Annotated in this window: 20 protein-coding genes and 1 pseudogene; 13 read left to right on the top strand and 8 right to left on the bottom strand. The window is 46.5% G+C overall.

Annotated elements, in window-relative coordinates; translation table 11 throughout:
- Positions 1-92 precede the first annotated feature (92 nt).
- Complete coding sequence (locus tag QWZ05_RS09790) at positions 93-2039, bottom strand: methyl-accepting chemotaxis protein (protein ID WP_290298205.1); 1947 nt, start codon at positions 2037-2039, stop codon at positions 93-95.
- Between the two features lie 249 nt (positions 2040-2288).
- Complete coding sequence (locus QWZ05_RS09785) at positions 2289-2735, bottom strand: CBS domain-containing protein (RefSeq protein WP_264874872.1); 447 nt, start codon at positions 2733-2735, stop codon at positions 2289-2291.
- 286 nt (positions 2736-3021) lie between these two features.
- On the opposite strand from QWZ05_RS09785, the gene queA reads away from it, so the two are divergent.
- The 7 genes from queA to QWZ05_RS09750 all read left to right on the top strand — a co-directional run bounded on the left by queA (position 3022) and on the right by QWZ05_RS09750 (position 10334).
- Positions 3022-4074, top strand: coding sequence for a tRNA preQ1(34) S-adenosylmethionine ribosyltransferase-isomerase QueA (queA, locus tag QWZ05_RS09780; protein ID WP_290298201.1), 1053 nt, complete (start codon positions 3022-3024; stop codon positions 4072-4074).
- Positions 4075-4262: 188 nt separating this feature from the next.
- On the top strand, positions 4263-5408 hold the full coding sequence (tgt, locus tag QWZ05_RS09775; protein ID WP_264874874.1) for a tRNA guanosine(34) transglycosylase Tgt: 1146 nt from the start codon (positions 4263-4265) through the stop codon (positions 5406-5408).
- A gap of 105 nt (positions 5409-5513) precedes the next feature.
- Entirely contained in the window at positions 5514-5843 is a 330-nt protein-coding gene (gene yajC / locus QWZ05_RS09770) for a preprotein translocase subunit YajC (RefSeq protein ID WP_264874875.1), read from the top strand.
- Positions 5844-5866: 23 nt separating this feature from the next.
- On the top strand, positions 5867-7723 hold the full coding sequence (secD, locus tag QWZ05_RS09765) for a protein translocase subunit SecD (RefSeq protein WP_264874876.1): 1857 nt from the start codon (positions 5867-5869) through the stop codon (positions 7721-7723).
- Positions 7724-7737: 14 nt separating this feature from the next.
- Positions 7738-8685 (top strand): protein translocase subunit SecF, encoded by a 948-nt coding sequence (gene secF / locus QWZ05_RS09760; protein ID WP_264874877.1) that lies wholly within the window; start codon positions 7738-7740, stop codon positions 8683-8685.
- A 134-nt stretch (positions 8686-8819) separates the two neighbouring features.
- Positions 8820-9764, top strand: coding sequence for an endonuclease/exonuclease/phosphatase family protein (locus QWZ05_RS09755; protein ID WP_290298197.1), 945 nt, complete (start codon positions 8820-8822; stop codon positions 9762-9764).
- Positions 9765-9842: 78 nt separating this feature from the next.
- Entirely contained in the window at positions 9843-10334 is a 492-nt protein-coding gene (locus QWZ05_RS09750; protein WP_264874879.1) for a GNAT family N-acetyltransferase, read from the top strand.
- Here QWZ05_RS09750 and QWZ05_RS09745 read toward each other — a convergent pair.
- Positions 10331-11314, bottom strand: a complete 984-nt coding sequence (locus QWZ05_RS09745) for a phosphotransferase (RefSeq protein ID WP_290298195.1) — start codon at positions 11312-11314, stop codon at positions 10331-10333. The two genes, QWZ05_RS09750 and QWZ05_RS09745, sit on opposite strands and share 4 nt — an antisense overlap.
- 160 nt (positions 11315-11474) lie before the next feature.
- Between QWZ05_RS09745 and QWZ05_RS09740 the strand changes: the two are divergent.
- The 3 genes and pseudogenes from QWZ05_RS09740 (at position 11475) to QWZ05_RS09730 (ending at position 13272) form a co-directional block, all read left to right on the top strand.
- Positions 11475-11806 (top strand): annotated as a pseudogene (locus QWZ05_RS09740) (DUF1904 domain-containing protein).
- A 34-nt stretch (positions 11807-11840) separates the two neighbouring features.
- The gene (mepA, locus tag QWZ05_RS09735; RefSeq protein WP_290298192.1) at positions 11841-12683 is read left to right on the top strand and encodes a penicillin-insensitive murein endopeptidase; all 843 of its coding nucleotides are present in this window, start codon (positions 11841-11843) and stop codon (positions 12681-12683) included.
- 271 nt (positions 12684-12954) lie between these two features.
- Positions 12955-13272: a hypothetical protein gene (locus QWZ05_RS09730; RefSeq protein ID WP_264874883.1), complete on the top strand. Its 318-nt coding sequence runs from the start codon at positions 12955-12957 to the stop codon at positions 13270-13272.
- Between the two features lie 69 nt (positions 13273-13341).
- Here QWZ05_RS09730 and QWZ05_RS09725 read toward each other — a convergent pair whose 3' ends face one another.
- From QWZ05_RS09725 to rdgC, 3 genes are all read right to left on the bottom strand, one after another.
- Positions 13342-13599: a YfhL family 4Fe-4S dicluster ferredoxin gene (locus tag QWZ05_RS09725; protein WP_264874884.1), complete on the bottom strand. Its 258-nt coding sequence runs from the start codon at positions 13597-13599 to the stop codon at positions 13342-13344.
- 1 nt (position 13600) lies between these two features.
- Complete coding sequence (gene trhP, locus QWZ05_RS09720) at positions 13601-15001, bottom strand: prephenate-dependent tRNA uridine(34) hydroxylase TrhP (protein ID WP_290298188.1); 1401 nt, start codon at positions 14999-15001, stop codon at positions 13601-13603.
- Between the two features lie 168 nt (positions 15002-15169).
- Positions 15170-16084, bottom strand: a complete 915-nt coding sequence (gene rdgC, locus QWZ05_RS09715) for a recombination-associated protein RdgC (RefSeq protein ID WP_264874886.1) — start codon at positions 16082-16084, stop codon at positions 15170-15172.
- 294 nt (positions 16085-16378) lie between these two features.
- On the opposite strand from rdgC, the gene phoB reads away from it, so the two are divergent.
- Genes phoB through QWZ05_RS09700 form a run of 3 tightly spaced genes read left to right on the top strand, consistent with a single transcriptional unit; the run spans position 16379 to position 19387 of the window.
- Positions 16379-17068: a phosphate regulon transcriptional regulator PhoB gene (gene phoB / locus QWZ05_RS09710; protein WP_264874887.1), complete on the top strand. Its 690-nt coding sequence runs from the start codon at positions 16379-16381 to the stop codon at positions 17066-17068.
- Between the two features lie 18 nt (positions 17069-17086).
- Positions 17087-18382: a phosphate regulon sensor histidine kinase PhoR gene (gene phoR / locus QWZ05_RS09705; RefSeq protein ID WP_264874888.1), complete on the top strand. Its 1296-nt coding sequence runs from the start codon at positions 17087-17089 to the stop codon at positions 18380-18382.
- A gap of 24 nt (positions 18383-18406) precedes the next feature.
- Positions 18407-19387, top strand: coding sequence for a PstS family phosphate ABC transporter substrate-binding protein (locus QWZ05_RS09700; RefSeq protein ID WP_264874889.1), 981 nt, complete (start codon positions 18407-18409; stop codon positions 19385-19387).
- Between the two features lie 106 nt (positions 19388-19493).
- On the opposite strand, the gene ppx is transcribed toward QWZ05_RS09700, so the two are convergent.
- Positions 19494-21032 (bottom strand): exopolyphosphatase, encoded by a 1539-nt coding sequence (gene ppx, locus QWZ05_RS09695; RefSeq protein WP_290298184.1) that lies wholly within the window; start codon positions 21030-21032, stop codon positions 19494-19496.
- Positions 21010-23118, bottom strand: coding sequence for a polyphosphate kinase 1 (gene ppk1, locus QWZ05_RS09690; protein ID WP_290298182.1), 2109 nt, complete (start codon positions 23116-23118; stop codon positions 21010-21012). The genes ppx and ppk1 overlap by 23 nt, the downstream gene beginning before the upstream one ends.
- Positions 23119-23141: the final 23 nt, after the last annotated feature.

Raw genomic sequence — 23141 nt, 5'->3', positions numbered from 1 at the left:
TAAGTTAATTTACGTGCTGAAGTATAGGTGAGACGTTTTGGAAATTGTGGAAGTCAGTACATTCCATTTTGGAATGTACTGAGTGTCGAACCTTACTGTTGTTCATTTTTTGCTTTGAGCTGAAAGAAGCGTACATAATCAGCCAGCGAGACTGACATATTGGCCAGTTGCTCCGAGGCTTGTGAGCAGTCTTGAATCATCAGAGCGGTCTCTTCAACCTGATCACGTACTTGGGTAATGCTTTGGTTGATCATTTCAGCAGTCGCACTTTGCTCTTCCGTTGCGGTTGCCATTTGCGTGCTCAGGTCACTGCTTTGATTCACGCTATGGTTAATCTTCTCGAACGCCTCGCTGGCGGTTCTTGATTGCTCTATTGTGTCATGCAAGGTTGTCTTGGTTGCTTGGATTGAGTCGACCACTCCTGTTGTCTCATCTTGTAAGGAGGTGATTTGACCTTCAATCTGTTCAACGGCTCGCTGCGTTTGTTGCGCCAGCTGACGAACTTCGTCTGCAACCACAGCAAAACCACGGCCTTGCTCGCCAGCACGTGCCGCTTCAATCGCCGCATTGAGGGCCAGTAGGTTAGTTTGTTCTGCAATGGTTTGAATGACATTCATGACATCACTGACCTCTTCAGTGCCACTTTTTAAGCGCATGACTTCTTGCTCTGAGACTTCCATCTGCTGAGCTAACTCTGTGACTTGATTCATCGCAGTGTTCATTACCGCTTGGCCGTTGTCAGCAAGGTCATGTGCCGATACGGCTTGCTCTGATGCGAGAGAAGCCCCAGCAGAGACTTCATTAATGGCCGCCGTCATTTGATTGATCGCTGTTGCGACTTGGTCGGTCTCTTGTTGTTGAACAGAAATACCTGATTGAACGGTGCTGTTAATGGTCGATAACTCTTCCGCTGAGGTAGCCAATGTGTCACTAGTACGGGTTATCTCTTCGACCGTTTGATAGAACTTGGTTTCCATGGTGAGAAGAGCATGGCGCAGCGCAGCGACTTCATCTTGCCCCGTGACTTGATACCAAGGTGACAAGATCCCCTGAGCCATTTGTTCTGCGCGTAACTGAGCAGTCTTGATTGGGCGCACGATATTGACGCAAACACGATGACTCAAAAGCAGCACGAGCGGTGTTGTAATAAGTAGGGTCAATAATAGAGTCCAGTTGGCGTTCTCTACTACGACTGTAGTCGCTTCTTTTATGTTGAGTTGCTCATAAAAGGCTTGCTGTTTCAGTTGATCAAGCTGCTGGGTAATCTCTTGACCCAACATGGCTAAGTTATCGTTCCATATGCTATTTCGTTCAAGGATCAAAGCTTGTATTTTCTGGGTATCACGATACGTGACGTTGAGGTTTTGCATGATTTCGCTTAGCTCAAGGTGAGGGTAACGTTGAGCAAGGTCATCTATTTCACCACGTAGTGTTTGTGAGCTTGTCTGAAACTCTTGGTAGTCCTCGAGTTTATTGGTGATCAGAAACTCACGTAGATATAAGTTAGCTGCGTGAAACTGAGATTCCACATCATAGAGTTCGCGCAGAACATCCGGTTGCTGGCTAAATTGTTTTCTAGTGCGCGAGATGATGTGAGTAATAGTGTGAATTTGTTGATTGATTTTGTCACCAATCGCAGCTCTTTGGCTCATGATGTCAGCAACACTCTCAAGGTTCTCTTGATAAGTGCCAGCTTGTTGCATCACATTGCTCAGCAGTTGCTGTGTTTGTTCAGGGCTAGAGTGAGCCTCTGCGGCAATCTCTGTTTCCATATTTTCAATACGAAACATCGCCTCTGTAAGGTCTTGTGGGTTTTGTGTATTGCGAAATGTTAGAGCCTGTATACGCGTGAGGAGCAGCTCTTGCTGAACACGAGACGCCATTAACGCCTGAGTGTTCGCATCACGAAACTCCATAAAGTTATAGCGTATTTGTGAGACAGCATAGTAACCCGCCGCAGCGATGATAAGAGAGGCAAGCGTGGTTGCTGCGATGATAAGGTAGATTTTTTTATAGATAGAGTTGATTCGATTTAACATGGCAAGCCGAAAAGTCCAGAAAGAAGGACGCTAGGCTAGGGCAGTTTAAGACACTGAGTAAAATCACCTAATCATAAGTGTCAATGTTTAGGTATTGTAAAACAATGGATTAGGCTCTTTGTAGGAATTGGTGTACGTGGATTTCACCTCTATCTGACGGTAGGCTAAGTGCTTACCCTCACACGCTATAGCGGTTTGAACGCGATATTATATGAGGGTTATTTGGTGTAAGTCGTCGAGCTATGTAATTTAAGTTCCTTCAAAACCTTCTGGCTCCACTTCCTCCTGCAACTCCAATAAATTGATCGCAATGGAAACAAAATCACTGTCGGTGATGATCCCAACCAGTTGGTTGTTTTCAACCACAGGTAGGCAGCCGACTTTGTGTTTCTGCATATACTTTGCGCTCTCTTTTAAGCCTGCTTGTGGGATCACTGTCATGAGCTTGGTGTGCATCAATTCATGGAGTGGGGTATCTGCGGTATATGAGAGTTGAGACGGATTGTTGAGTAGGCTGGATTCCTGTGCGGCGAGAATATCTCGTTGTGTGACGATTCCGAGCAATGCCCTATCTGTATCAACAATTGGGATGTGCCGAATATCGAGCGCGCTCATCATATCTCGTGCATCAGATAAGGAGTGCGAACGCAGCAGGGTGTGTGGGTTGCGTGTCATCATGTCTTCGACCTTAATCATAGTGGCCTCCTTGTTTTTCTTTAAATATAGAAGGTTTATTTGAGGTGAACTGAGAGCTAGTTCGTTTTTCTCACTTATTGCTAAGTTATTAATGTAAGATGCTGTAATTAAAGGGTAATTTGTGAATTTTAATGGCGTGTATGTGCACGTTTATTCATTCGGTTTGCAGTAAAAAAGTGACAGGGCAAAGAGCTTGTGGAATAGGTGAACTTATCGGGGGCTTGATGTATACTGCGCTGCTGCGATAAACCCGCTTAAATTTTGAATTACGGTAGAAGATTTCACCATGCAAGTATCTGACTTTCACTTTGAACTCCCTGATGAGCTGATTGCTCGTTATCCTAACGCCCAGCGCACGGCCAGCCGTTTGCTTCAGCTAGATGGCAACACAGGCAGTTTGACTGACGGTACATTCACCGATGTGTTAGAGCAGGTACGTGAAGGTGATTTAATCGTGTTTAACAATACGCGCGTTATTCCGGCACGTATGTTTGGGCGCAAAGCATCAGGCGGTAAGTTGGAAGTGCTGGTGGAGCGCATGCTGGACGATAAACGTATTCTCGCGCACGTTCGTTGTTCTAAGTCGCCAAAGCCAGGCTCAACGATTCTTCTTGGTGAAGGCGATGAGTACCAAGCGCTGATGGTCGCGCGTCACGATGCGCTGTTCGAGCTTGAGTTCCAATCTGATAAAACCGTGCTTGAGATTCTAGAGCAAGTTGGCCATATGCCATTACCACCGTACATTGACCGCCCTGATGAAGACTCTGATAAAGAGCGTTACCAAACGGTGTACAACGCGAAACCAGGTGCAGTTGCAGCACCAACTGCAGGTCTGCATTTCGATGAAGTGCTGTTAGAAAAGATCAAAGCCAAGGGTGCCAACCTTGCTTACGTAACATTGCACGTTGGGGCAGGTACGTTCCAACCGGTGAAGGTGGATAACGTACTTGAACACCACATGCACGCTGAATATGTGGAAGTGACACAAGAAGTTGTTGATGCTATCAATGAAACTAAAGCTCGCGGTGGAAGAGTGATCGCGGTGGGGACAACCTCTGTGCGTTCTCTGGAGAGCGCAGCGCAAGACGCACTAAAAAAGGGTACAGAGCTTGTGCCATTTTTCGGTGACACGGAGATCTTTATCTATCCGGGCTACGAATTTCAGTTGATTGACTGCTTGATCACTAACTTCCACTTGCCAGAGTCGACCCTGATCATGCTAGTCAGCGCATTTGCTGGCTATGAAAATACCATGAAGGCATATCAGCATGCCGTTGATAACCAGTACCGTTTCTTTAGCTACGGTGATTCGATGTTTATCAACAAAAAGACCGCTTAATACAGAAGCGCAGGGAGCTGTGATAAAAGCGTCACGCACCGCCACTAAACTAAGCAACAATTTACGAGTGCTAGCAGTAGGCTAGGAAGCAGAAAGTACTGCCTCTCGCATGGAAAGCGACCGCTCCTATACTAGGGTAAAAGCCCTTAACTTATCGTCAGACTGTTTCTCTGACATTTGGAGGATTCGTGAAATTATCATACGAACTTAAGAAAACAAACGGTCATGCTCGTCGTGGTCAATTGACATTTGAGCGTGGCTCAGTACAAACACCGGCATTCATGCCAGTGGGTACTTACGGCACTGTAAAGGGCATGACGCCAGAAGAAGTGAAAGAGACGGGCGCAGAAATTTTGCTTGGCAACACTTTCCACCTGTGGCTTCGCCCTGGTCAAGAAGTCATGAAGATGCATGGTGATTTGCATGACTTTATGAACTGGCAAGGTCCTATCTTGACAGATTCTGGCGGCTTCCAAGTATTCAGCTTGGGTGACATGCGTAAGATTACTGAAGAGGGTGTACACTTCCGTAACCCGGTAAACGGTGACAAGATTTTCATGGACGCTGAAAAGTCGATGGAAATCCAGAAAGACCTAGGTTCTGACATCGTTATGATCTTCGATGAGTGTACGCCATACCCTGCGACGCACGATGAAGCGAAGAAGTCGATGGAGATGTCTCTACGCTGGGCACAGCGTTCACGTGATCACTTCGACAAACTTGAAAACCCGAACTCTCTGTTTGGTATTGTTCAAGGTAGTGTGTACGGCGACTTGCGCGATGTGTCGGTAAAAGGCCTAACGGATATCGGCTTTGACGGCTACGCAGTCGGTGGCCTTGCGGTTGGTGAACCAAAAGAAGATATGCACCGCATGCTAGAGCATACGTGTCCACAACTTCCAGAAGATAAGCCACGTTACCTAATGGGTGTTGGCAAGCCGGAAGACTTGGTGGAAGGCGTGCGCCGTGGTATTGATATGTTTGACTGTGTTATGCCAACGCGTAACGCACGTAACGGTCACTTGTTTGTGACGGGTGGTATCATCAAAATTCGTAATGCCAAACACAAGACGGATACGACGCCACTAGACCCACACTGTGATTGCTACACATGTAAGAACTACTCGAAGTCTTACCTTCATCATCTAGACCGTTGTAACGAGATCTTGGGTGCGCGTTTAAATACCATCCATAACCTACGTTACTACCAACGCCTAATGGAGAGCATCCGCACGGCGATTGATGAAGACCGTTTCGACCAGTTTGTTGAAGAATTCTACGCTCGCCGTGATAGAGAAGTCCCTTCTCTTGGTAAGCTAGAAACAGAAAAATAGTAAGATTTTGTGACGCCATCTTGTTTTTGACCACGTAGTGACTTGAAAATAAGGTGGCGTTACCCAATGTGATTGGATTATCTATAAAAACAACGAGGACATTTTATGTTTATTTCTCAAGCTCACGCAGCAGCTGAAGGTGCACCAGCAGGTGGCGGTTTCGAAATGCTGATCATGCTAGGTATGTTTGCGGTTATTTTCTACTTCATGATTTACCGCCCACAATCTAAGCGTGTGAAAGAGCACAAGAACCTGATGGCGTCTATGGGCAAAGGTGATGAAGTGATCACTAGCGGTGGTCTAGTGGGTAAAATCACTAAAATCGCTGAAGACAATGATTACATCGCGATCGAGCTTAACGCGAACAACGAAGTTGTGATCAAGAAAGATTTCGTGACTGCTGTGTTACCAAAAGGTACGCTTAAGTCTCTATAAGACAGCAAAGAAGGATCCTCGCTGTGCTAAACCGTTATCCTTTATGGAAGTACTTGATGGTGATTTTCACCATTGCCATTGCGGCACTTTATGCACTTCCTAATCTATACGGTGAAGATCCGGCTATTCAAGTTACAGGGGCGCGTGGCGCCTCTGTAGATATGTCGACGCTGGATACTGTCACTCAAGCTCTTGATAAAGAGCAACTCTCTCATAAATCCATTGCTCTCGAAAATGGAACCATCCTCGTTCGATTCAACGACACCGATACACAGCTTAACGCTCGTGATGTGATCGCAGAAGCGGTCGGCGGTGAGAAAATTGTCGCACTCAACCTTGCTCCGGCAACCCCGACTTGGCTAGAAGCTATTGGTGCAGAACCAATGAAGCTTGGTCTTGATCTACGTGGTGGCGTTCACTTCTTGATGGAAGTGGATATGGATGCCGCTATGGGACGTTTGATTTCGCAACAAGAAGAAGCGTTTCGTGGCGAACTGCGTGAAGAGCGTATTCGTTACCGTGCTATTCGTCCTCAAGGGCGTGACGCAGTAGAGGTGCTTTTACGTGACGCAGAACAGTTGGCTCAGGCTAAACGTGTTCTCGAATCTGCTCACCCAGATATGCTATTTTCGGATTCAGACTCAAACGGTCGCTTTGCTTTGATTGCGAAGTTCACCGACGCGCGTCTGCAAGAGATCCGTAACTACGCGATTGAACAAAACATCACTATTCTTCGCAACCGTGTTAACGAACTCGGTGTTGCAGAGCCGGTGGTACAGCGTCAGGGCGCAAGCCGTATCGTTGTTCAACTACCCGGTGTTCAAGACACTGCTCGTGCAAAAGAGATCCTTGGTGCAACCGCAACACTTGAGTTCCGTGAAGTCGATTCTCAAGCGGATGTTGCCGCTGCGGCTTCTGGCCGTGTTCCTGCTGGCAGTGAGGTGAAGCAAGATCGTGATGGTCGCCCTGTTGTGTTGAAGAAGCGCGTTATTTTGGGTGGTTCAAGCATCACTGATGCAAGCTCAAGTGCCGATGAATATGGTCGTCCTCAGGTAAACATCTCACTCGATAGTGAAGGTGGTAACCGTATGTCTGCGTTCTCACGTCAGAACATCGGTAAGCTGATGGCAACTGTCTTTACTGAATACAAAGACAGCGGTCGTCGCACTCCAGAAGGCAGCGTTATCCTGGCTAAGCACGAAGAAGTGATCAACCAGGCGACGATTCAGTCAGCATTAGGTCGTAACTTCCGTATCACAGGTATTGATTCTGCAGCAGAAGCACACAACCTAGCACTACTGCTTCGTGCTGGTGCTCTGATTGCGCCAATCTCGATTGTCGAAGAGCGTACGATTGGTCCTTCAATGGGTCAACAGAACATCGATATGGGTGTTCAAGCGTGTATTTGGGGTATGGTCGCCGTCATGTTGTTTACGCTGGTTTACTACCGTAAGTTTGGCTTCATTGCCAACATGGCACTGATGGCTAACCTGGTTCTGATTATTGGTGTTATGTCGATGATCCCAGGGGCGACAATGACGCTACCAGGTATCGCCGGTATTGTATTGACGGTCGGTATGGCGGTCGACGCCAACGTACTGATATTTGAGCGTATCCGTGAAGAGCTGCGAGAAGGGCGCAACCCACAGCAAGCGATTCACCAAGGTTACTCAAACGCGTTCAGTACTATCGCCGATGCGAACATTACTACTCTGATTACAGCAATCATCTTGTTTGCTGTCGGTACGGGTGCGATCAAAGGTTTCGCAGTGACTCTGTCGATTGGTATTCTGACTTCCATGTTTACGGCTATTGTGGGCACACGTTGTGTGGTTAACCTGCTATACGGTGGTAAGCGTGTTGATAAACTGTCGATCTAAGGCTAGGAATTAGTATGTTTCAGATTCTAAAAGCAGACAAAACGATCGACTTTATGCGTTGGTCGAAGGTAGCGTTCATGCTCTCAATCGTGATGATTGGTGCTGCACTCTTTACGCTATCGACTAAATGGCTCAACTGGGGTTTAGACTTCACTGGCGGTACTCTGATTGAGGTAGGCTTTGAACAGCCTGCAAACCTTGAAGAGATCCGTGAAGCGCTAGAGGCCAAAGACTTCGGTGATGCTACGGTACAGAACTTCGGCTCTGCTCGTGAAGTGATGGTTCGCCTTCGCCCTCGTGACGATGTGTCAGGTGAGATGCTAGGACAGCAAATCTTATCAGCGATTGAAACCGGCACGGGCAAAAGCGTAGAGATGCGCCGTATTGAGTTTGTTGGCCCTAACGTGGGTGATGAGCTAACGGAAGCGGGTGGTCTTGCTATCCTTGTTTCTCTAATCTGTATCTTGATCTATGTCTCGATGCGATTTGAATGGCGTCTTGCTGCGGGTGCGGTAATGGCACTGGCACACGATGTCATCATCACGCTTGGTGTTTTCTCTTTACTGCAAATCGAAGTCGACTTAACCATCGTTGCTGCACTTCTCACCGTTGTCGGTTACTCACTCAACGATACTATCGTTGTATTTGACCGTATTCGTGAGAACTTCCGCAAGATGCGTAAGGGTGAGCCAGCGGACGTGATCAACAACTCGATCACGCAAACATTGAGCCGTACGTTGATTACATCGGGTACGACCTTGTTCGTGGTTATCGCACTCTTCACTCAGGGTGGAGCCATGATCCACGGCTTTGCAACTGCATTGCTACTCGGTATCACGGTTGGTACTTACTCATCGATCTACGTAGCTTCTGCGCTGGCAATTAAATTGGGTATTCAAAAAGAACACCTTATGCCGCCACAAGTGGACAAAGAAGGCGAAGAGTTCGAAGAGATGCCATAGGGCGCGTTCTTTTCAAAAAGATCGCTCTCGAGAAATCACTCTCTTAAAGATAAACCGTTGCATGTTTTCATGCAGCGGTTTTTTCGTTGTGGTGTACTATCAACAGAGTCTCCATAGTTTTATAGGACGTACACTTGTCGAACTGCTCGATTTCCGGTTTTTCTATCGCCACATTTAACTTGTTTAATTATCTCGCACCACCCAATGCTTACTATCAGTTTGACAATATCTATACTGCTGAAGAGTGGCGTGGTAAGCAGCGCTGGCTAGAAGAGTATCTGTCAGAGCTGAGTGCTGATATTGTTGCCTTTCAAGAGGTATTTAGCCCTGAAGATCTCAACCAGCAGTGCGTGAGATTGGGGTACACCTATTTTGCATGCCGGGGCGCACCAAAAGTAGAGTCTGATTACGTTTATTCACAGCCCCCTGTCGCGTTGGCTTCTCGTTTCCCAGTTATCAGTAGTACAGCGGTTGAAAGTCGCAATATACGCAATGTTTCCAGTAAGCACGCTTTTAGTCGAGCTCCTCTCCATTGTGTTATCGAAGTCCCTAGGTTGGGGCTGATTGATGTGATTGTGGTGCACCTTAAATCACAGCGCCCTTCGTTAGAAGTTGATGAGCAAATGAGTGAAGATCAGCGTCATCAAGCCAGTGTTCATGGCGGTTGGCTCTCTACTGAGCAACGTGGTAGTGAAGCTGAAATGCTAAGTCATTACATCAAGCAGGTTCATCGCCAACATCGTCGGCCGGTAGTGTTACTTGGCGATTTTAACCAAGACTTGTCGGCGAGTGAGTTTCACAACCTCGCCTCAATGGCGCATACACACGCATTGCACGATAGCTTCGCCCTACAAAAACAGCGACCTACGCAAAGGCCTGCCACCCATTACTTTGGTGATAAAGGCAATGTGCTTGACTATCTTTTGCTGTCTAATGAATTTGTCTCACAGCACCCAAAACAGGCGCTGCAGGTTGAGCGGGTGAATATCTATGATCGACATTTAGTTACCCCAAGCTTCGAGGCTGATAGATATGCCTCAGACCATGCTGCAGTGAAAGGCCTTTTCTCTGTGAGCTGATTTTCTACTAACTGATGGCGTTGAGCTTAATGTCGGATTTGGGTATAACAGTGAAAAGATAAAAGGGATCTGATTATTATGGAAATTACTGTTCGCCCAACACAAGTTTCTGATGCAAAGGCAATTTGTGACATCTACGCTCAGCCGGAAGCCCAGCGTCAAACGCTGCAGCTTCCTAACCCCTCGATAGCGATGTGGCAAAGCCGCTTGGAGAGTATCCCAGCAGGTGTTTATTCTTTCGTTGCTGAGATTGATGGGCGCGTTGTGGGCAATATCGGTTTTGAGCACTCTCAACGCCCGAGAACGTCACACTGCGCCAGTTTTGGCTTGGGGGTGCACGATAGCTTTCACGGCTTAGGGGTCGCCAGTCGTTTGATTGAAACGGTGATTGAGCTAGCCGACAACTGGCTGCAAGTAAAACGCATTCAGATTGAAGTTAACTCAGACAATCAAGCTGCGATCGCCTGCTATAAGAAGTTTGGCTTCGAGATAGAAGGCGAAGCAAAGATGTCTTGTTTTCGTGATGGTGAGTATGTCAGTACCTACTATATGGCGAGAATAAAGGTTTAGTTATCTCTGCGAGCGAGCTGTTCAAGGGCTCGCTCTTTCAATGACTCTGTGTAAGCATTAATCTTCCAGTGGTTAGGGCTCCACCCTTTCACAAAACGCTGAAAATCAGCCCAAGCAATTGCAAACATCGGACGCCACGCTTGTTCTACCTCATTAGGTGACAGAGTCGGTTGATAGTGTGTGATGGCTTGATGAAGATGATGGAAGTACTCATCAAGAATCCAACTCTCCATTTCAGAGCAGTGTTCAGGCTCGACAGCGCTACTCATGAACAGCGCGACATCTTTCATCGCACAGCCTTTCCCTACATATTGAAAATCGACAGCCGCCGCCTTGTCTCCAGATTCGGTAAAGCAGAAGTTAGCCAGCTTAGCATCACCATGAACCAGGGTTTGAAAAGGCGTCTTTTTCAGCGCGCTATCAATCTCCTTTGCTGCGGATTTTAATGGTAAATCATCCAGAGCTTCTAGCTCATCTGGCCGCGTTTCTAAATGCCAGTAGGTTCCTGACTCCCAAAGCCCTGCGCCCTCATTACCAATGTATTTGGCATGGAAATTTGCAAGCCAATAGAGGCAGGCAGAGAGGTGGTGAGTTGATGCTCTATCACAGGTTTGAACAAAGCCGTAGTTAGCGAGATCATCCATGACTATGAGCCAGTGATGACTGCCCGTTGCGTTGAGCCGAGAGCGTGGCATCGGGCATCGACTATCAACCTGACGACAGAAGTTTGCATACCAAAGGCTCTCTACTTGATACGAAGTGACTTTACGCTGGTGTGAGCGTGCATTGTTCCAGCCTCTCGGATGAAGCATCTCTTGTGGTAGCGTCACATGCTTTATTATCAGTGAGGGGTATTCAAGGCCAGAGATACCCAGCCGAACCAATTCACCATAGCCACTCCACAGAGATTGAATACGCTCGGAGTGATGGATGTCAGCAACGCCAATATCAGAAAGAAATGCTAGGTAGTCTTGAGCCATTGTGTCCTCTATCATCGTGCCTTTTGTCATCATATTTTGGGCCAGCCTTTCTTTGGCTAGCGGCATCATGTTCAGATTATATGCTTAACCGGATAGCTTAAGCCATGTTGTGATGAATTTTGCTATTATGCGCTTCTTAACCCTAATTATTGGAGTCAATATGCCTCATTTACGCTTTCGCGCTATTGAGCCTGCAATGGTTCAAGAGCTGAGCACCCCGCTCGCGGATCAACTGCAGCCTTTAATGAACTGCCCTCGTGAAGACTTTACCTTTGAACACATCCCAGCTGCTTTTTTTTTGATGGCAAGCCTTCAACGGCTTATCCGTTTGTTGAGGTGCTTTGGTTCGACCGTGGGCAAGAGACACAAGATAAAGTGGCACTCATCCTGACTGAGCAAGTTCGTCATGTATTGGGTAAAGATGTTGATGTTGCAGTTATTTTTACCGCGCTTAATGCAGCGAGCTACTATGATAATGGTGAGCACTACTAATTGATCATTACTAACTAAGCGCAGGGAGAGGGATATGAAACGGGCTTTATGGTGTCTATTCGCCGTAACGAGTGTGGGCTATGCCTCTCCTTGGGAGAAAGTCGCAGCACCGAGTGTTGCGCCCGCTCAATCCGTTGGTAGTTATGCTAATGGTTGCTTAATTGGGGGCAAGGCACTGCCTCTTGATGGTGAGGGCTATCAGATTCTGCGTAGTCAAAATCGGCGTAATTTTGCTCATCCGTCCACCATTCAGTTTATCGAGACTCTTTCCCAGCAAGCTTATAGTCAATTTCAGCGTAATCTTTTGGTTGCCGATATGTCGTTGCCTAGAGGAGGGCAGTTCTCTTCTGGGCACACAAGCCATCAAACAGGTTTAGATATCGATATCTGGCTTCAACTGGACAAATCACCTTGGAGTGATAATCAGCTTAAAAAGCCCCAACCGAAAAGCTTGGTCGATCTCGACTACTACACATTAAGAGAAGAACGTTGGCTGCCCGAGCACTTTGAGCTGTTTAAGCTGACTGCCCTACAGCCAGATGTGGCGCGTATATTTATTCACCCTGTGATCAAAAAGCAGCTTTGTGAGCAAGAAACTGGCAATAGTGACTGGTTACAAAAAGTCCGTCCATGGTGGGGACATCATTATCACATGCATGTTCGTTTGCATTGCCCCGAAGGGAGCCCGGATTGCCGCGAACAAAAAAGCCCGCCCAAAGGTGATGGTTGCGGTGTTGAGTTGACGAGTTGGTTCCCAAACAGTGTGCCAGTGAAAAAGCCTGAGAAAACGGTACAAACGAAACCAAAACCACGACCTAAAAAGATCATGCCACCGCAATGTCAGCCATTGATAGCGAACGTTTCACAAGAAAATTAATTCAAATGGTTCAAATTAGAGACAATTTTTCGTTGGAGAAAACGATCAAGCTTTCCTATCTTTAAAAGGAAGTAAAACAAAACAACTTTGGTTCTCTACTGTGATACTTGTTTCTAACGGAGCACGATTACGTGTGAAGCTAGGCAATAACAATAAATTAATGACTTGTGGCAAGGTAGAATTAGCAGGAGAACACCAAAGCGTAATAAGTGAGGAATTGATAGGTGAGAGAGGCTTACTCCCTTGAATTCAGTAACTTGAGGACACTCCCATGACTATGGTTTGCGCAAAAGAATTTGCTGAGTGGCTAAAAGCGAGATATGGCAGCGAGACAAAACCGATCACTATGTCCAGAAAAGATGTCAGTCATCTTACTGGGCGAACCCGTTTCACGATGGGGTTCGTTCATGATGTTCATTTTGAAATGATGCAGTACGGATTTGCATTCGTGACAGATATGGCGAGGGAAGACTTCTTCTTATTACCGATAGGTAACGCCGTTAATTGGAGAGAGCAGCTCGAACTCCAGTATGAGAAAGAGCTCTATTGCAACATATTTCCGATTGCCAAATCAGCCCCAGGGCTATAATCACGCTCACACAGCAGTGGATAAAAATCAAAAAGGCTCATCATGGTGATGAGCCTTTTCTGTTACCGCTTAATCCGCTAACCCTTGGATAATAACGAACTTCTCAAGGAGTTGTTCATCAGTCTCAATATGGTTGGGATCGGTAATAATGCATTTAGTGATCGGGCATACAGACTGACACGTCGGCTTATCGTAGTGGCCTTTACACTCGGTACATAGGTCTGGGTCAATTTCAAAGATACTGTCACCCATAGTGATCGCGCCATTTGGGCATTCAGGATCACACATATCGCAGTTAATGCATTTATCGGTAATGAGCAGTGCCATATTACTTCCCAGTTGGGTTGCGCGTATCTTGTCCTGAGTTCAAGTTACGCATTAGCAGTGCGTAGGACAGATCCATATCCTCTGGTACTGGAATAAATACAAAGTGACCGTTTCCTTTCGCATCTTCAATGGTTTCCGACTTACGGTTTTCCATCGCTTCTAGCGTAAAGATCACATTACCCTTTGGTGTCATCAGCTCTAAAGAATCGCCGACAATGAACTTGTTTTTCACTTCAACTTCCGCCAGTGCGCCACGGCGTTTACCCGTGAACTCACCAACAAATTGCTGTGCGTCTGAAACTGAGTAGCCATAGTCGTAGTTTTGGTAGCTATCGTGAGTGTGACGACGCAGGAAGCCTTCCGTGTAACCACGGTGCGCTAGGCTCTCTAGGGTAGTCATCAATGACTCATCGAATGGACGGCCAGCAACCGCATCATCAATCGCTTTACGATAAACCTGCGCAGTACGAGCACAGTAGTAGAACGACTTTGTACGACCTTCAATTTTTAGAGAGTGCACACCCATTTGAGTTAGACGCTCAACGTGCTGGATAGCGCGTAGGTCTTTTGAGTTCATGATGTAAGTACCATGCTCATCTTCAAATGCGGCCATCTTCTCTTCAGGGCGGTGGCTTTCAGAAAGCAACACCACTTCATCGCTCGGCTTGCCGCGACCAATTGTGGTCTCAGGGCGCTCATCTTGAACCTCGACAGCTTGTGCTTCGTTTGGATCGAACGCTTCAACGATATCGCCAGTTTCGTTCTCTTTACCTTGTTCTACATTGTATTCCCAACGGCAGGCATTGGTGCAAGTGCCCTGGTTAGGGTCACGCTTGTTGATGTAGCCAGACAGTAGGCAACGACCAGAGTAGGCCATACACAGTGCGCCATGCACAAAGACCTCAATCTCTGTTTCAGGACACTGCTCACGGATCTCTTCGATCTCTTCCAGTGAAAGCTCACGTGACACAATCACACGCTCAACACCTTGAGTTGACCAGAACTTTACGGTCGCCCAGTTTACAGCATTCGCTTGCACAGAGAGGTGAATCGGCATGTCAGGGAATGCTTCACGTACCATCATGATTAGACCTGGGTCAGACATGATTAGTGCATCAGGGCCCATTTCAACAACCGGTTTTAGGTCACGAATAAACGTTTTCAACTTAGAGTTATGCGGCTGGATGTTACATACCACGTAGAGCTTTTTGCCCATCGCATGCGCTTCATCGATACCGATCTGTAGGTTTTCGTGGTTAAACTCGTTGTTACGAACGCGAAGGCTGTAACGTGGTTGGCCTGCATACACGGCATCTGCGCCGTAGGCAAACGCGTAACGCATGTTCTTAAGACTACCTGCAGGAGACAGGAGTTCTGGTACAAAAGGTTTTTGAGTTGTCATTGCTTCAATTCTCTAATTCTGATCACAAGTCAGGCTGATCCCACCTAATGGGATTAGGGGCGCAAATTCTACGTGAAAGCGTCTAAAAAGTATAGCAATTGAAATGGTGAGGCATGGATAGAGAAAGGGCTAGCACAAGGCTAGCCCTAGGGATAGCGGCGTTATTAATTACGCATTAGGGTGTGGAAGGCCACCGAGTGATTCGTAAAGGCTTGGCAGGAATGCGCTGAACTCACCGCACAGCAGTGAAAAGTCAGCGTCAAAACGTGCCGCGCGATCTTCACGAGGGATATCATCGTTTTGATCTTTTAACTCGTCAGAGTACTTCAGGCGCTTGATGCTTGCATCGTCCCCAAGCACAAACTCAATACGGTCTTGCCAGTTAAGAGCAAGCTTGGTCACCATTTTGTCTGACTCGATGTGCGCACGAATCTCATCTGTGGTCAGCTCTTGCTTCTTACAGCGGATAATCCCGCCTTCTTCAAGCACAGATTTAAGCTCCGCTTCATCCAGCATTTGCAGACCCGCTGGAGTATCACCACTCTTAACCCACTCTGTCAGTGTGTTTTCAATTGGCTTTTCTGGAATAGCAGGAACAACTGGCAGGCTACCCATGGTTTTACGTAGTAGTGCAAGGACGTCTTCTGCTTTTTTCGAACTGCTTGCATCAACCAGTACAAAACCTTCTTTTGGCAGAATAAGCACGTAAGTCAGCGCGCTGCGGCTGAATGCACGAGGAAGAAGATCCATAATGATGTCATCTTTCAGGTTATCTTTCTCTTTCTTCTTCAGTGGGCGACCTTCTTCTGCTTCCATCGCTTCAACCTTCGCATTGAGAGAGTCTTTGATGACCGATGCGGGTAGCATCTTTTCTTCTTTCTTTGCACAGATCAGAATGCGGTTTTCAGAAACATGCGTCATCATATCGCCGTGTTTACCCATAGCGTGCACCCAACCAAACTTTTGTTTGTCTTGGCTTCCACACGGAGTAAAGCGAAACTCTTGGAGTTGTTTTTCAAGCTGTTCAGCATCAAATTTGATTTCACGATTAACGCGATAAGCAAGGCAGTTTTTAAACCACATAGTTGTTCTCAGTTTCTGTAAAGTGATGCCAATCATAGAGGTTTTAGCAGCGCTTGTCCTATTCGATTTCGAGAAAATGCTAGCCAACACTCGATGGTAAAAATCGACATGATTAGAGTCTCAAGTCGGCTGTTAGAGTTCTGCAAACAAAGTTCAGCTCTGTGAATGTCTAGCAAAAGTTATATTAAATTTTGTTTTCAAGGGTCACAAAAGTGTCATAATGAATAGTGATAATGCCTACAGTTGCAGGGTTAATAGCCCAAGAAAATAGATTAATCATAAGGTAATTCAAACATGTCTAGAAGGATCCTGGTTGTTGAGGATGAAGCACCAATTCGTGAAATGTTGTGCTTTGTACTAGAGCAAAAAGGCTATCAAGCGGTTGAAGCAGAGGATTATGACACTGCAGTAAATAAGTTGGCTGAACCGTTCCCCGATCTTGTTCTGTTGGACTGGATGCTTCCTGGTGGCAGTGGTATCAACTTCATCAAACACATGAAGCGTGAAGAGCTAACGCGCAACATTCCTGTTGTCATGCTAACCGCACGTGGTGAAGAAGAAGATAAAGTTCGTGGTTTGGAAGTGGGTGCAGATGATTACATCACTAAGCCATTTTCACCAAAAGAGCTGGTGGCTCGTCTTAAAGCGGTAATTCGTCGTGTGACACCAACAGCATTAGAAGAAGTAATTGATGTTCAAGGTTTGCGCCTAGACCCTGTTTCTCACCGAGTCACATCAGGTGAAGACCCTATCGATATGGGCCCAACTGAATTCAAGATGCTGCACTTCTTTATGACGCACCAAGAGCGTGTATACAGCCGTGAGCAACTGCTGAACAACGTATGGGGTACAAACGTGTATGTTGAAGACCGCACGGTCGATGTACACATTCGTCGCCTTCGTAAGGCTCTTGAAGCAGCGGGTCATGATAAGCTGATTCAAACGGTTCGTGGTGCGGGTTACCGTTTCTCGACTAAAGCGTAAACACACTTGGAGAGTTAAGTGGTAGAACGTTTAACGTGGAAGAAGCTAGCTTGGGTGCTGGCTTTTTTTTATACCCCTTGGGTCATTCTAGGGGCAATTTTTGGTTATATGCCGTGGCTGCTGTTTGTTGCAACCGCGGTTTTGTTGCTTTGGAATCTGAATAACTTGGTTCGATTCTCGGCTTGGTTATACGATGACAAACGCTTAACGCCGCCTTCTGGCTCTGGGCCTTGGGAAGGGGTGTTTAACGGTGTGTACCGCATGCAGCAGCGCACCCGACGCAAGCGTAAAGAGCTGACAAATCTTATTCGCCGTTTCCGTAACGGTGCTGAAACGCTGCCCGATGCGGTTGTGGTTTTCCGTGGAGAAGGCAACATTGTTTGGTGTAATAAACTCGCGCAGCATCTTCTAGGATTCCGCTGGCCTGATGACACTGGGCAGCCAATATCAAACCTTATTCGTACGCCAGATTTTATTAAGTACCTGCAGAAAGGGGACTTTTCTGAGCCTTTAGAAATGTGCTCTCCGCTCAATGTAGAGCGTATGCTTGAATTGCGTGTCGTGCCTTACACTGAAGGTGAGCTTCTGATGGTTGTGCGTGATGTGAGTCAGCTTAAACAGCTTGAAGGCATGCGCCGCAATTTCTTTGCCAATGTCTCGCATGAGCTTCGCACTCCAATGACGGTGCTGCAAGGTTATCTAGAAATGACCGAAGACCCAGATATGGTCGTTGGCCCAATGTGGTCAAAAGCACATGGGGTAATGACTGAGCAGCTAAGCCGGATGAACAGTTTGGTTGAGCAGCTGCTGACGCTATCTAAAATAGAAGCCTCAAGCCACGTCGAGCTCGATGAAGTGGTGGATGTCCCTGCTATGCTTGAGGTGCTTGAGAAAGAAGCGGCTAGCTTGAGTGGTGACCGTGAACATAAACTGTTCTTTAATATCGATACCTCTCTGAAAGTTTACGCGGATGTGGATCAACTGCGCAGTGCGATTTCAAACTTGGTGTATAACGCCGTGAAATACACCCCCGATGGCAGTGAGGTGCACGTAAGTTGGTACCAAGATAGCCAAGGCGCACATTTGAGCGTGCGTGACACTGGTGAAGGTATTGAACCGCAGCACCTTCACCGCCTAACAGAACGTTTCTATCGTGTTGATAAAGCGCGCTCTCGCGATACGGGTGGCAGCGGTTTGGGGTTAGCCATTGTGAAGCATGCGCTTAACCACCACGATTCACATCTAGAGGTTCAGAGTGAGGTAGGCAAGGGCAGTGAATTTGCCTTTACGCTGCCGACTCGCCTGTTAGCTTAATTGTTTTAAAGGATAGATATCACCTTGCGATTAAAGAGCTTGCTACATAAAGCGACGCTGATTTCATTGACTATGGCCGCACTCACTTCCGTGAGTGCGGCAAAGTCGTTATTAACACCCTATGAAAAAGAGCGAGTTATTTCTGGAAATCTGTTTTCAGTAGGGTCAGACACCTTAGCGGGCATGACGACCTTATGGGCGAGTGAGTTTGGTCGAATTTATCCCGGGGCAAATGTTCAAGTGCAAGCATCGGGCTCGTCTACCGCACCGCCGGCATTGATTGAAGGCACAGCTCAGATCGGCCCAATGAGTCGTGTGATGCGCAGTCGAGAGGTTGAAGCTTTTATTCGAGAGCATGGTTATCCTCCGACACAACTTCGCGTTGCAATTGACGCGATCGGTATCTTTGTTCATCAAGATAACCCCGTTGAAGGGCTGAACTTTCGTCAGCTCGATAGTATTTTCTCAGTCACCCTGCGCTGTGGTAATAACACGCAAGTCACGCGTTGGTCAGAGCTAGGGCTTAACTATCGCTGGGCGAAACGCAATATGCAGTTATTTGGCCGCAACTCTGTTTCTGGCACTTACGGTTACTTTAAACAGAATGCGCTGTGTGCGGGTGACTTTAAAGCGAATGTGAATGAGCAGCCGAGTTCTTCTTCCGTGGTTCAATCGGTAAGCTCATCAATCAATAGTATTGGTTATTCTGGTATAGGTTATCAAGTGTCTGGCGCACGAGTGGTTCCTGTCGCTGAAACGGGTCATGAATATGTCTATCCAAGTCATGAGAATATCCTTTCTGGACGCTATCCTCTGTCGCGTTTTTTATATGTTTATGTCAATAAGCACCCAGACAAACCGTTGTCGGATATTGAGCAAGAATTTGTCCGTTTTATCTTTTCTCAAGAGGGGCAAGAGCTTGTCGAAGATGATGGCTATCTATCAGTCGGAGGAGAGATTGCACAGCAAGAGTTAGCGAAAGTTGGCGTGTTTCCGGCTGAGTAACTGACAGATTTTTCAATCACAATGATTAAAGCGGCACCACTGACATATTGAAAGTGGTGCCGCTTTTCTATTTGGGGGCCAGGTCTAAGTCTGGGTCTAGGAAGCGCTATTCTTCGCTATCAATGGGCTCTAGGAGCAAATCCCAGTCAGCATTTTTCCAGTAGGCTTGCTCAGTTAAGAGATCTGCATGTAGTAGCTTGTTATCGTCTAGCCATTTTTGGTCCATGCAGCTAAGTGTCCAGCAATCTTTATCTATCGAAATAGAGAGTTTAGGCACAGGCTCATCATTACGTTGTCCGTTGAGTACGATAGCAAGACGTAAAATACGGATGAGAGTCAGAATATGCTTGCGTTTAAATAGCGTAAAAGGTTCCATCTCATGCAGTTTGAGAGCTTTACGCTGAAAACGGACCAAGGTCGATAGCACTTGCTGCTGCTCTTGGTTGAAGCCCGCCATATTGGTGTGACGTAAGATGTAGGCTGAATGGCGATGAAATGCTTGCAGGCTGATACTAAGACCGACCTCATGCAGTAGCGCAGCCCATTGGAGAAGGTCTACAAGCTCGGTTTTCTTAGCAATACCTAGCTCTTCATCCACTTGATTGAGTAGATAGAGTGCTGTTTGGCTGACAGATTCAGCGTGCTCGAGGTCGACACGGTGTATATTGGCCAAGTTTTCCGTTGTGCGCATACGGATATCAGAGCGCTTGAAGCGATCTTCCATTTCATACAACAGCCCCTCTCTCAGTGCCGCTTCAGAGAAGTGTAAGGTATCGATTTTCAAGTCTTTGACGATGGCGTGCAGAATCGCTACGCCAGCCGCAAATACGGGTTTGCGCTCTGGCGTTAAACCTGTGAGTTCTATCTCATCGATGTGATTCCACTGGCACAAGGTTTCAATTAATTTATCTAAGCGTTTTAGAGTGATTCGGCCGTCGTCATACCCTAAACCTATCAGAACTTCTCGAATCGCTTTAACGGTACCCGATGAGCCGAGGGCAATGTCCCATCCGTGTTTACGGTACTTGCTAGAAATCGATTCTAGACGCTGTTGAGCAGCAAGCGAGGCTTTAGCAAAGTTCTTTTTAGACAATTTGCCATTAGAAAAATACGCATTGTTGTAGCTGACACAACCCATCTGCTTGCTGTTGAGAAGTTTCGCTTCAAAGCCATTGCCGATGATCATCTCTGTACTGCCACCACCAATATCGATGACGAGCTTGGTCTCTGATTCAATCTGTGTATGGGCAACACCAAGGTAGATCAATCGCGCTTCTTCTTCGCCTGGAATGACTTCAATAGGATAGGGCAGCACTTCTTTGGCACGTTCGATAAATAGGTGAGCGTTAGAAGCCTGACGTAATGTGTGAGTCGCAGCAATACGAACATTACTCGGTTCAAAGCCTTTTAGGCGCTCCGCGAACATAGCAAGACACTCTAAACCACGCTCCATTGAAGCGTGGTCGAGGTTCTTGTGATCATCAAGGCCATCAGCCAAGCGAACTCGCTGCTTGTGTCGACTTACCAGTTGTAAGTCTTGGTCGACGACTTTTGCGACGACCATATGAAAACTGTTTGACCCTAAATCAATTGCCGCAACGTCACGGCTTTGATGAATGATTTCACTCGATGGTTGTTGGCTCATTATTCTGTAATAGACTCTGCTGTTTTCTCGTTTGCTTTTCTACTTGTTTAAGATAGTCGTAAATAGCTAATTGTGAACGAACTTTCTTACGATTACCACGAGGAACATAGGTATTTGTCATCTCTTTATCTATCCAGCGAGCTTTGACCGTATCGGTAAAGTGAATATCAATAATGTCGATAATTCGCTGTTTTAAAACAGGATCTTTTACTGGTACTGCCACTTCAATCCGGTTGTCGATGTTTCTTGTCATCCAGTCGGCAGAGGAGATATATACCTGCGGATCACCATCGCTATGGGTGATAATCACGCGTGGATGCTCTAAGAATCGGTCGATAATACTGATGATCTTGATATTGTCACTCACGCCACTGACACCAGGCACCAGTGAGCACATACCTCGAATGATCATGCGGATCTGAACACCTGCGTTGCTCGCACCATACAACTTGTTAATCAGGCCTTTATCAACGAGGTTATTTACCTTCAGCGTAATCGACGCCTCTTTTCCTAATTTGGCATTGGCGATTTCGGTGTCAATCAATCGGTAGAGCTGCTTTCTCGAGTTACGAGGAGAGACAATCAGTTGATTAAATTTAACGGGGCGATATGGATTTTGGATATAGCCAAAGACATTTCGCACTTCAGTCGTGATGGTTTCATCAGCGGTCAAAAGAGAAAAGTCAGTGTAGATACGTGCGGTTTTTTCATGAAAGTTGCCCGTACCGATATGCGCGTATCGAACAATCTTCCCTTCCTCTTTGCGGCTAATAAGTAGCAGTTTAGAGTGAATCTTTAGACCCGGCGCACCAAACACAACCTGTACTCCTGCGTCTGTCAGTACTTTAGCCCACTCAATATTAGCCTCTTCGTCAAAACGAGCCTGTAGCTCGACTACAACCGTCACTTGCTTGCCATTGTGTACAGCGTCCATCAATGAGTGCATCAGACGTGACTCTTTAGCAACACGATAGATGTTGATCTTGATACTCAACACTTTAGGGTCAAATGAGGACTGACGGACTAATTCAGTCATGTGATCGAAGGTGTGATACGGGTAGTAGAGCAGAATATCTTTGGCTCGAATCGCATCAAACGCGTTCTTATGGCCTTCAAAGTCTGCGCAGGTCATCGGGGGAAGAGGCTTGTTTTCTAAATACTCACGACCCACATTAGGGAAGCCGATAAAGTCTTTGAAATTATGATAGCGTCCACCCTCAATTAAACTGTCGTAATTTGAGATCTTGAGCTTCTCACACAACATATCCAGCATGTGCTGAGGCATGGTTCGTTCATAAACAAAGCGTACAGGCATGGCGGTTATACGTTGCTCTATACCCTCTGACATTTGCTCAAGCAAGCTGTGTTCAACCTCATGACTCAAATCATATTCTGCGTCGCGCGTCATTTTCATGGAGTGCCCTTGCAGCTCGTCATATTCAATGAAGCCTTGGAACAGTTCATCTAGACAGTAGCGAATGATGTTGTCGAGTAAGATGATGGTTTTACGGCGCTTACCTTTTTGTTCAGGTACCATCACGAATCGAGGCAGTTGGTCGGTTGGGATCTCAATCAAAGCATATTGACGCTTTTGCTCTTTGGTTAACTCTACAGAGATATAAGCGTATTCATCTTTTAAGAATGACAGCAAGTCGGTGTCTTTGGTGATGAACTGCGGACAAATATGAGGCTGCACTTCTTTTTTGAAGTACTTTTTAACCCACTTTTGTTGTGATTCTGTCAGTTGTGTCTCGTTGACAAGGAAGATGCGGCGACGCGCCATTTCGAGGATGAGTTCGTTGTAGAGCTCATCAAAGTCTTGGTTCAACTTAAGGGCTTTTGATTGCATCTTTGATAATAAATGCTTGGAGTTATCATCGACGCCTTGCTCTTGGCTAATGATGATTCGACGTTTCACATCTGAAAAGCGTACCTTGTAAAACTCATCTAGGTTATTGGAGAAGATGCCAAGGAAGCGAATGCGCTCTATCAATGGAACGGATTTGTCTTTTGCTTCCTGCAAAACACGTTCATTGAATGATAGCCAGCTAAGTTCTTTTTCTATGTAGAGTTTTTCTCCACTCATGTTGCACCTTCCCAATGCCATAG

The sequence above is a fragment of the Vibrio agarivorans genome, from assembly GCF_030409635.1.
GTDB classification, from domain to species: domain Bacteria; phylum Pseudomonadota; class Gammaproteobacteria; order Enterobacterales; family Vibrionaceae; genus Vibrio; species Vibrio agarivorans.
This window is presented reverse-complemented; position numbering and strand designations above follow the sequence as displayed.

Coding starts and splice junctions, on each gene's coding strand:
- QWZ05_RS09790 (WP_290298205.1), bottom strand. CDS start 2,039: ATGTTAAATCGAATCAACTCTATCTATAAAAAAATCTACCTTATCATC.
- QWZ05_RS09785 (WP_264874872.1), bottom strand. CDS start 2,735: ATGATTAAGGTCGAAGACATGATGACACGCAACCCACACACCCTGCTG.
- queA (WP_290298201.1), top strand. CDS start 3,022: ATGCAAGTATCTGACTTTCACTTTGAACTCCCTGATGAGCTGATTGCT.
- yajC (WP_264874875.1), top strand. CDS start 5,514: ATGTTTATTTCTCAAGCTCACGCAGCAGCTGAAGGTGCACCAGCAGGT.
- secF (WP_264874877.1), top strand. CDS start 7,738: ATGTTTCAGATTCTAAAAGCAGACAAAACGATCGACTTTATGCGTTGG.
- QWZ05_RS09750 (WP_264874879.1), top strand. CDS start 9,843: ATGGAAATTACTGTTCGCCCAACACAAGTTTCTGATGCAAAGGCAATT.
- QWZ05_RS09745 (WP_290298195.1), bottom strand. CDS start 11,314: ATGGCTCAAGACTACCTAGCATTTCTTTCTGATATTGGCGTTGCTGAC.
- mepA (WP_290298192.1), top strand. CDS start 11,841: ATGAAACGGGCTTTATGGTGTCTATTCGCCGTAACGAGTGTGGGCTAT.
- QWZ05_RS09730 (WP_264874883.1), top strand. CDS start 12,955: ATGACTATGGTTTGCGCAAAAGAATTTGCTGAGTGGCTAAAAGCGAGA.
- QWZ05_RS09725 (WP_264874884.1), bottom strand. CDS start 13,599: ATGGCACTGCTCATTACCGATAAATGCATTAACTGCGATATGTGTGAT.
- trhP (WP_290298188.1), bottom strand. CDS start 15,001: ATGACAACTCAAAAACCTTTTGTACCAGAACTCCTGTCTCCTGCAGGT.
- rdgC (WP_264874886.1), bottom strand. CDS start 16,084: ATGTGGTTTAAAAACTGCCTTGCTTATCGCGTTAATCGTGAAATCAAA.
- phoB (WP_264874887.1), top strand. CDS start 16,379: ATGTCTAGAAGGATCCTGGTTGTTGAGGATGAAGCACCAATTCGTGAA.
- ppx (WP_290298184.1), bottom strand. CDS start 21,032: ATGAGCCAACAACCATCGAGTGAAATCATTCATCAAAGCCGTGACGTT.
- ppk1 (WP_290298182.1), bottom strand. CDS start 23,118: ATGAGTGGAGAAAAACTCTACATAGAAAAAGAACTTAGCTGGCTATCA.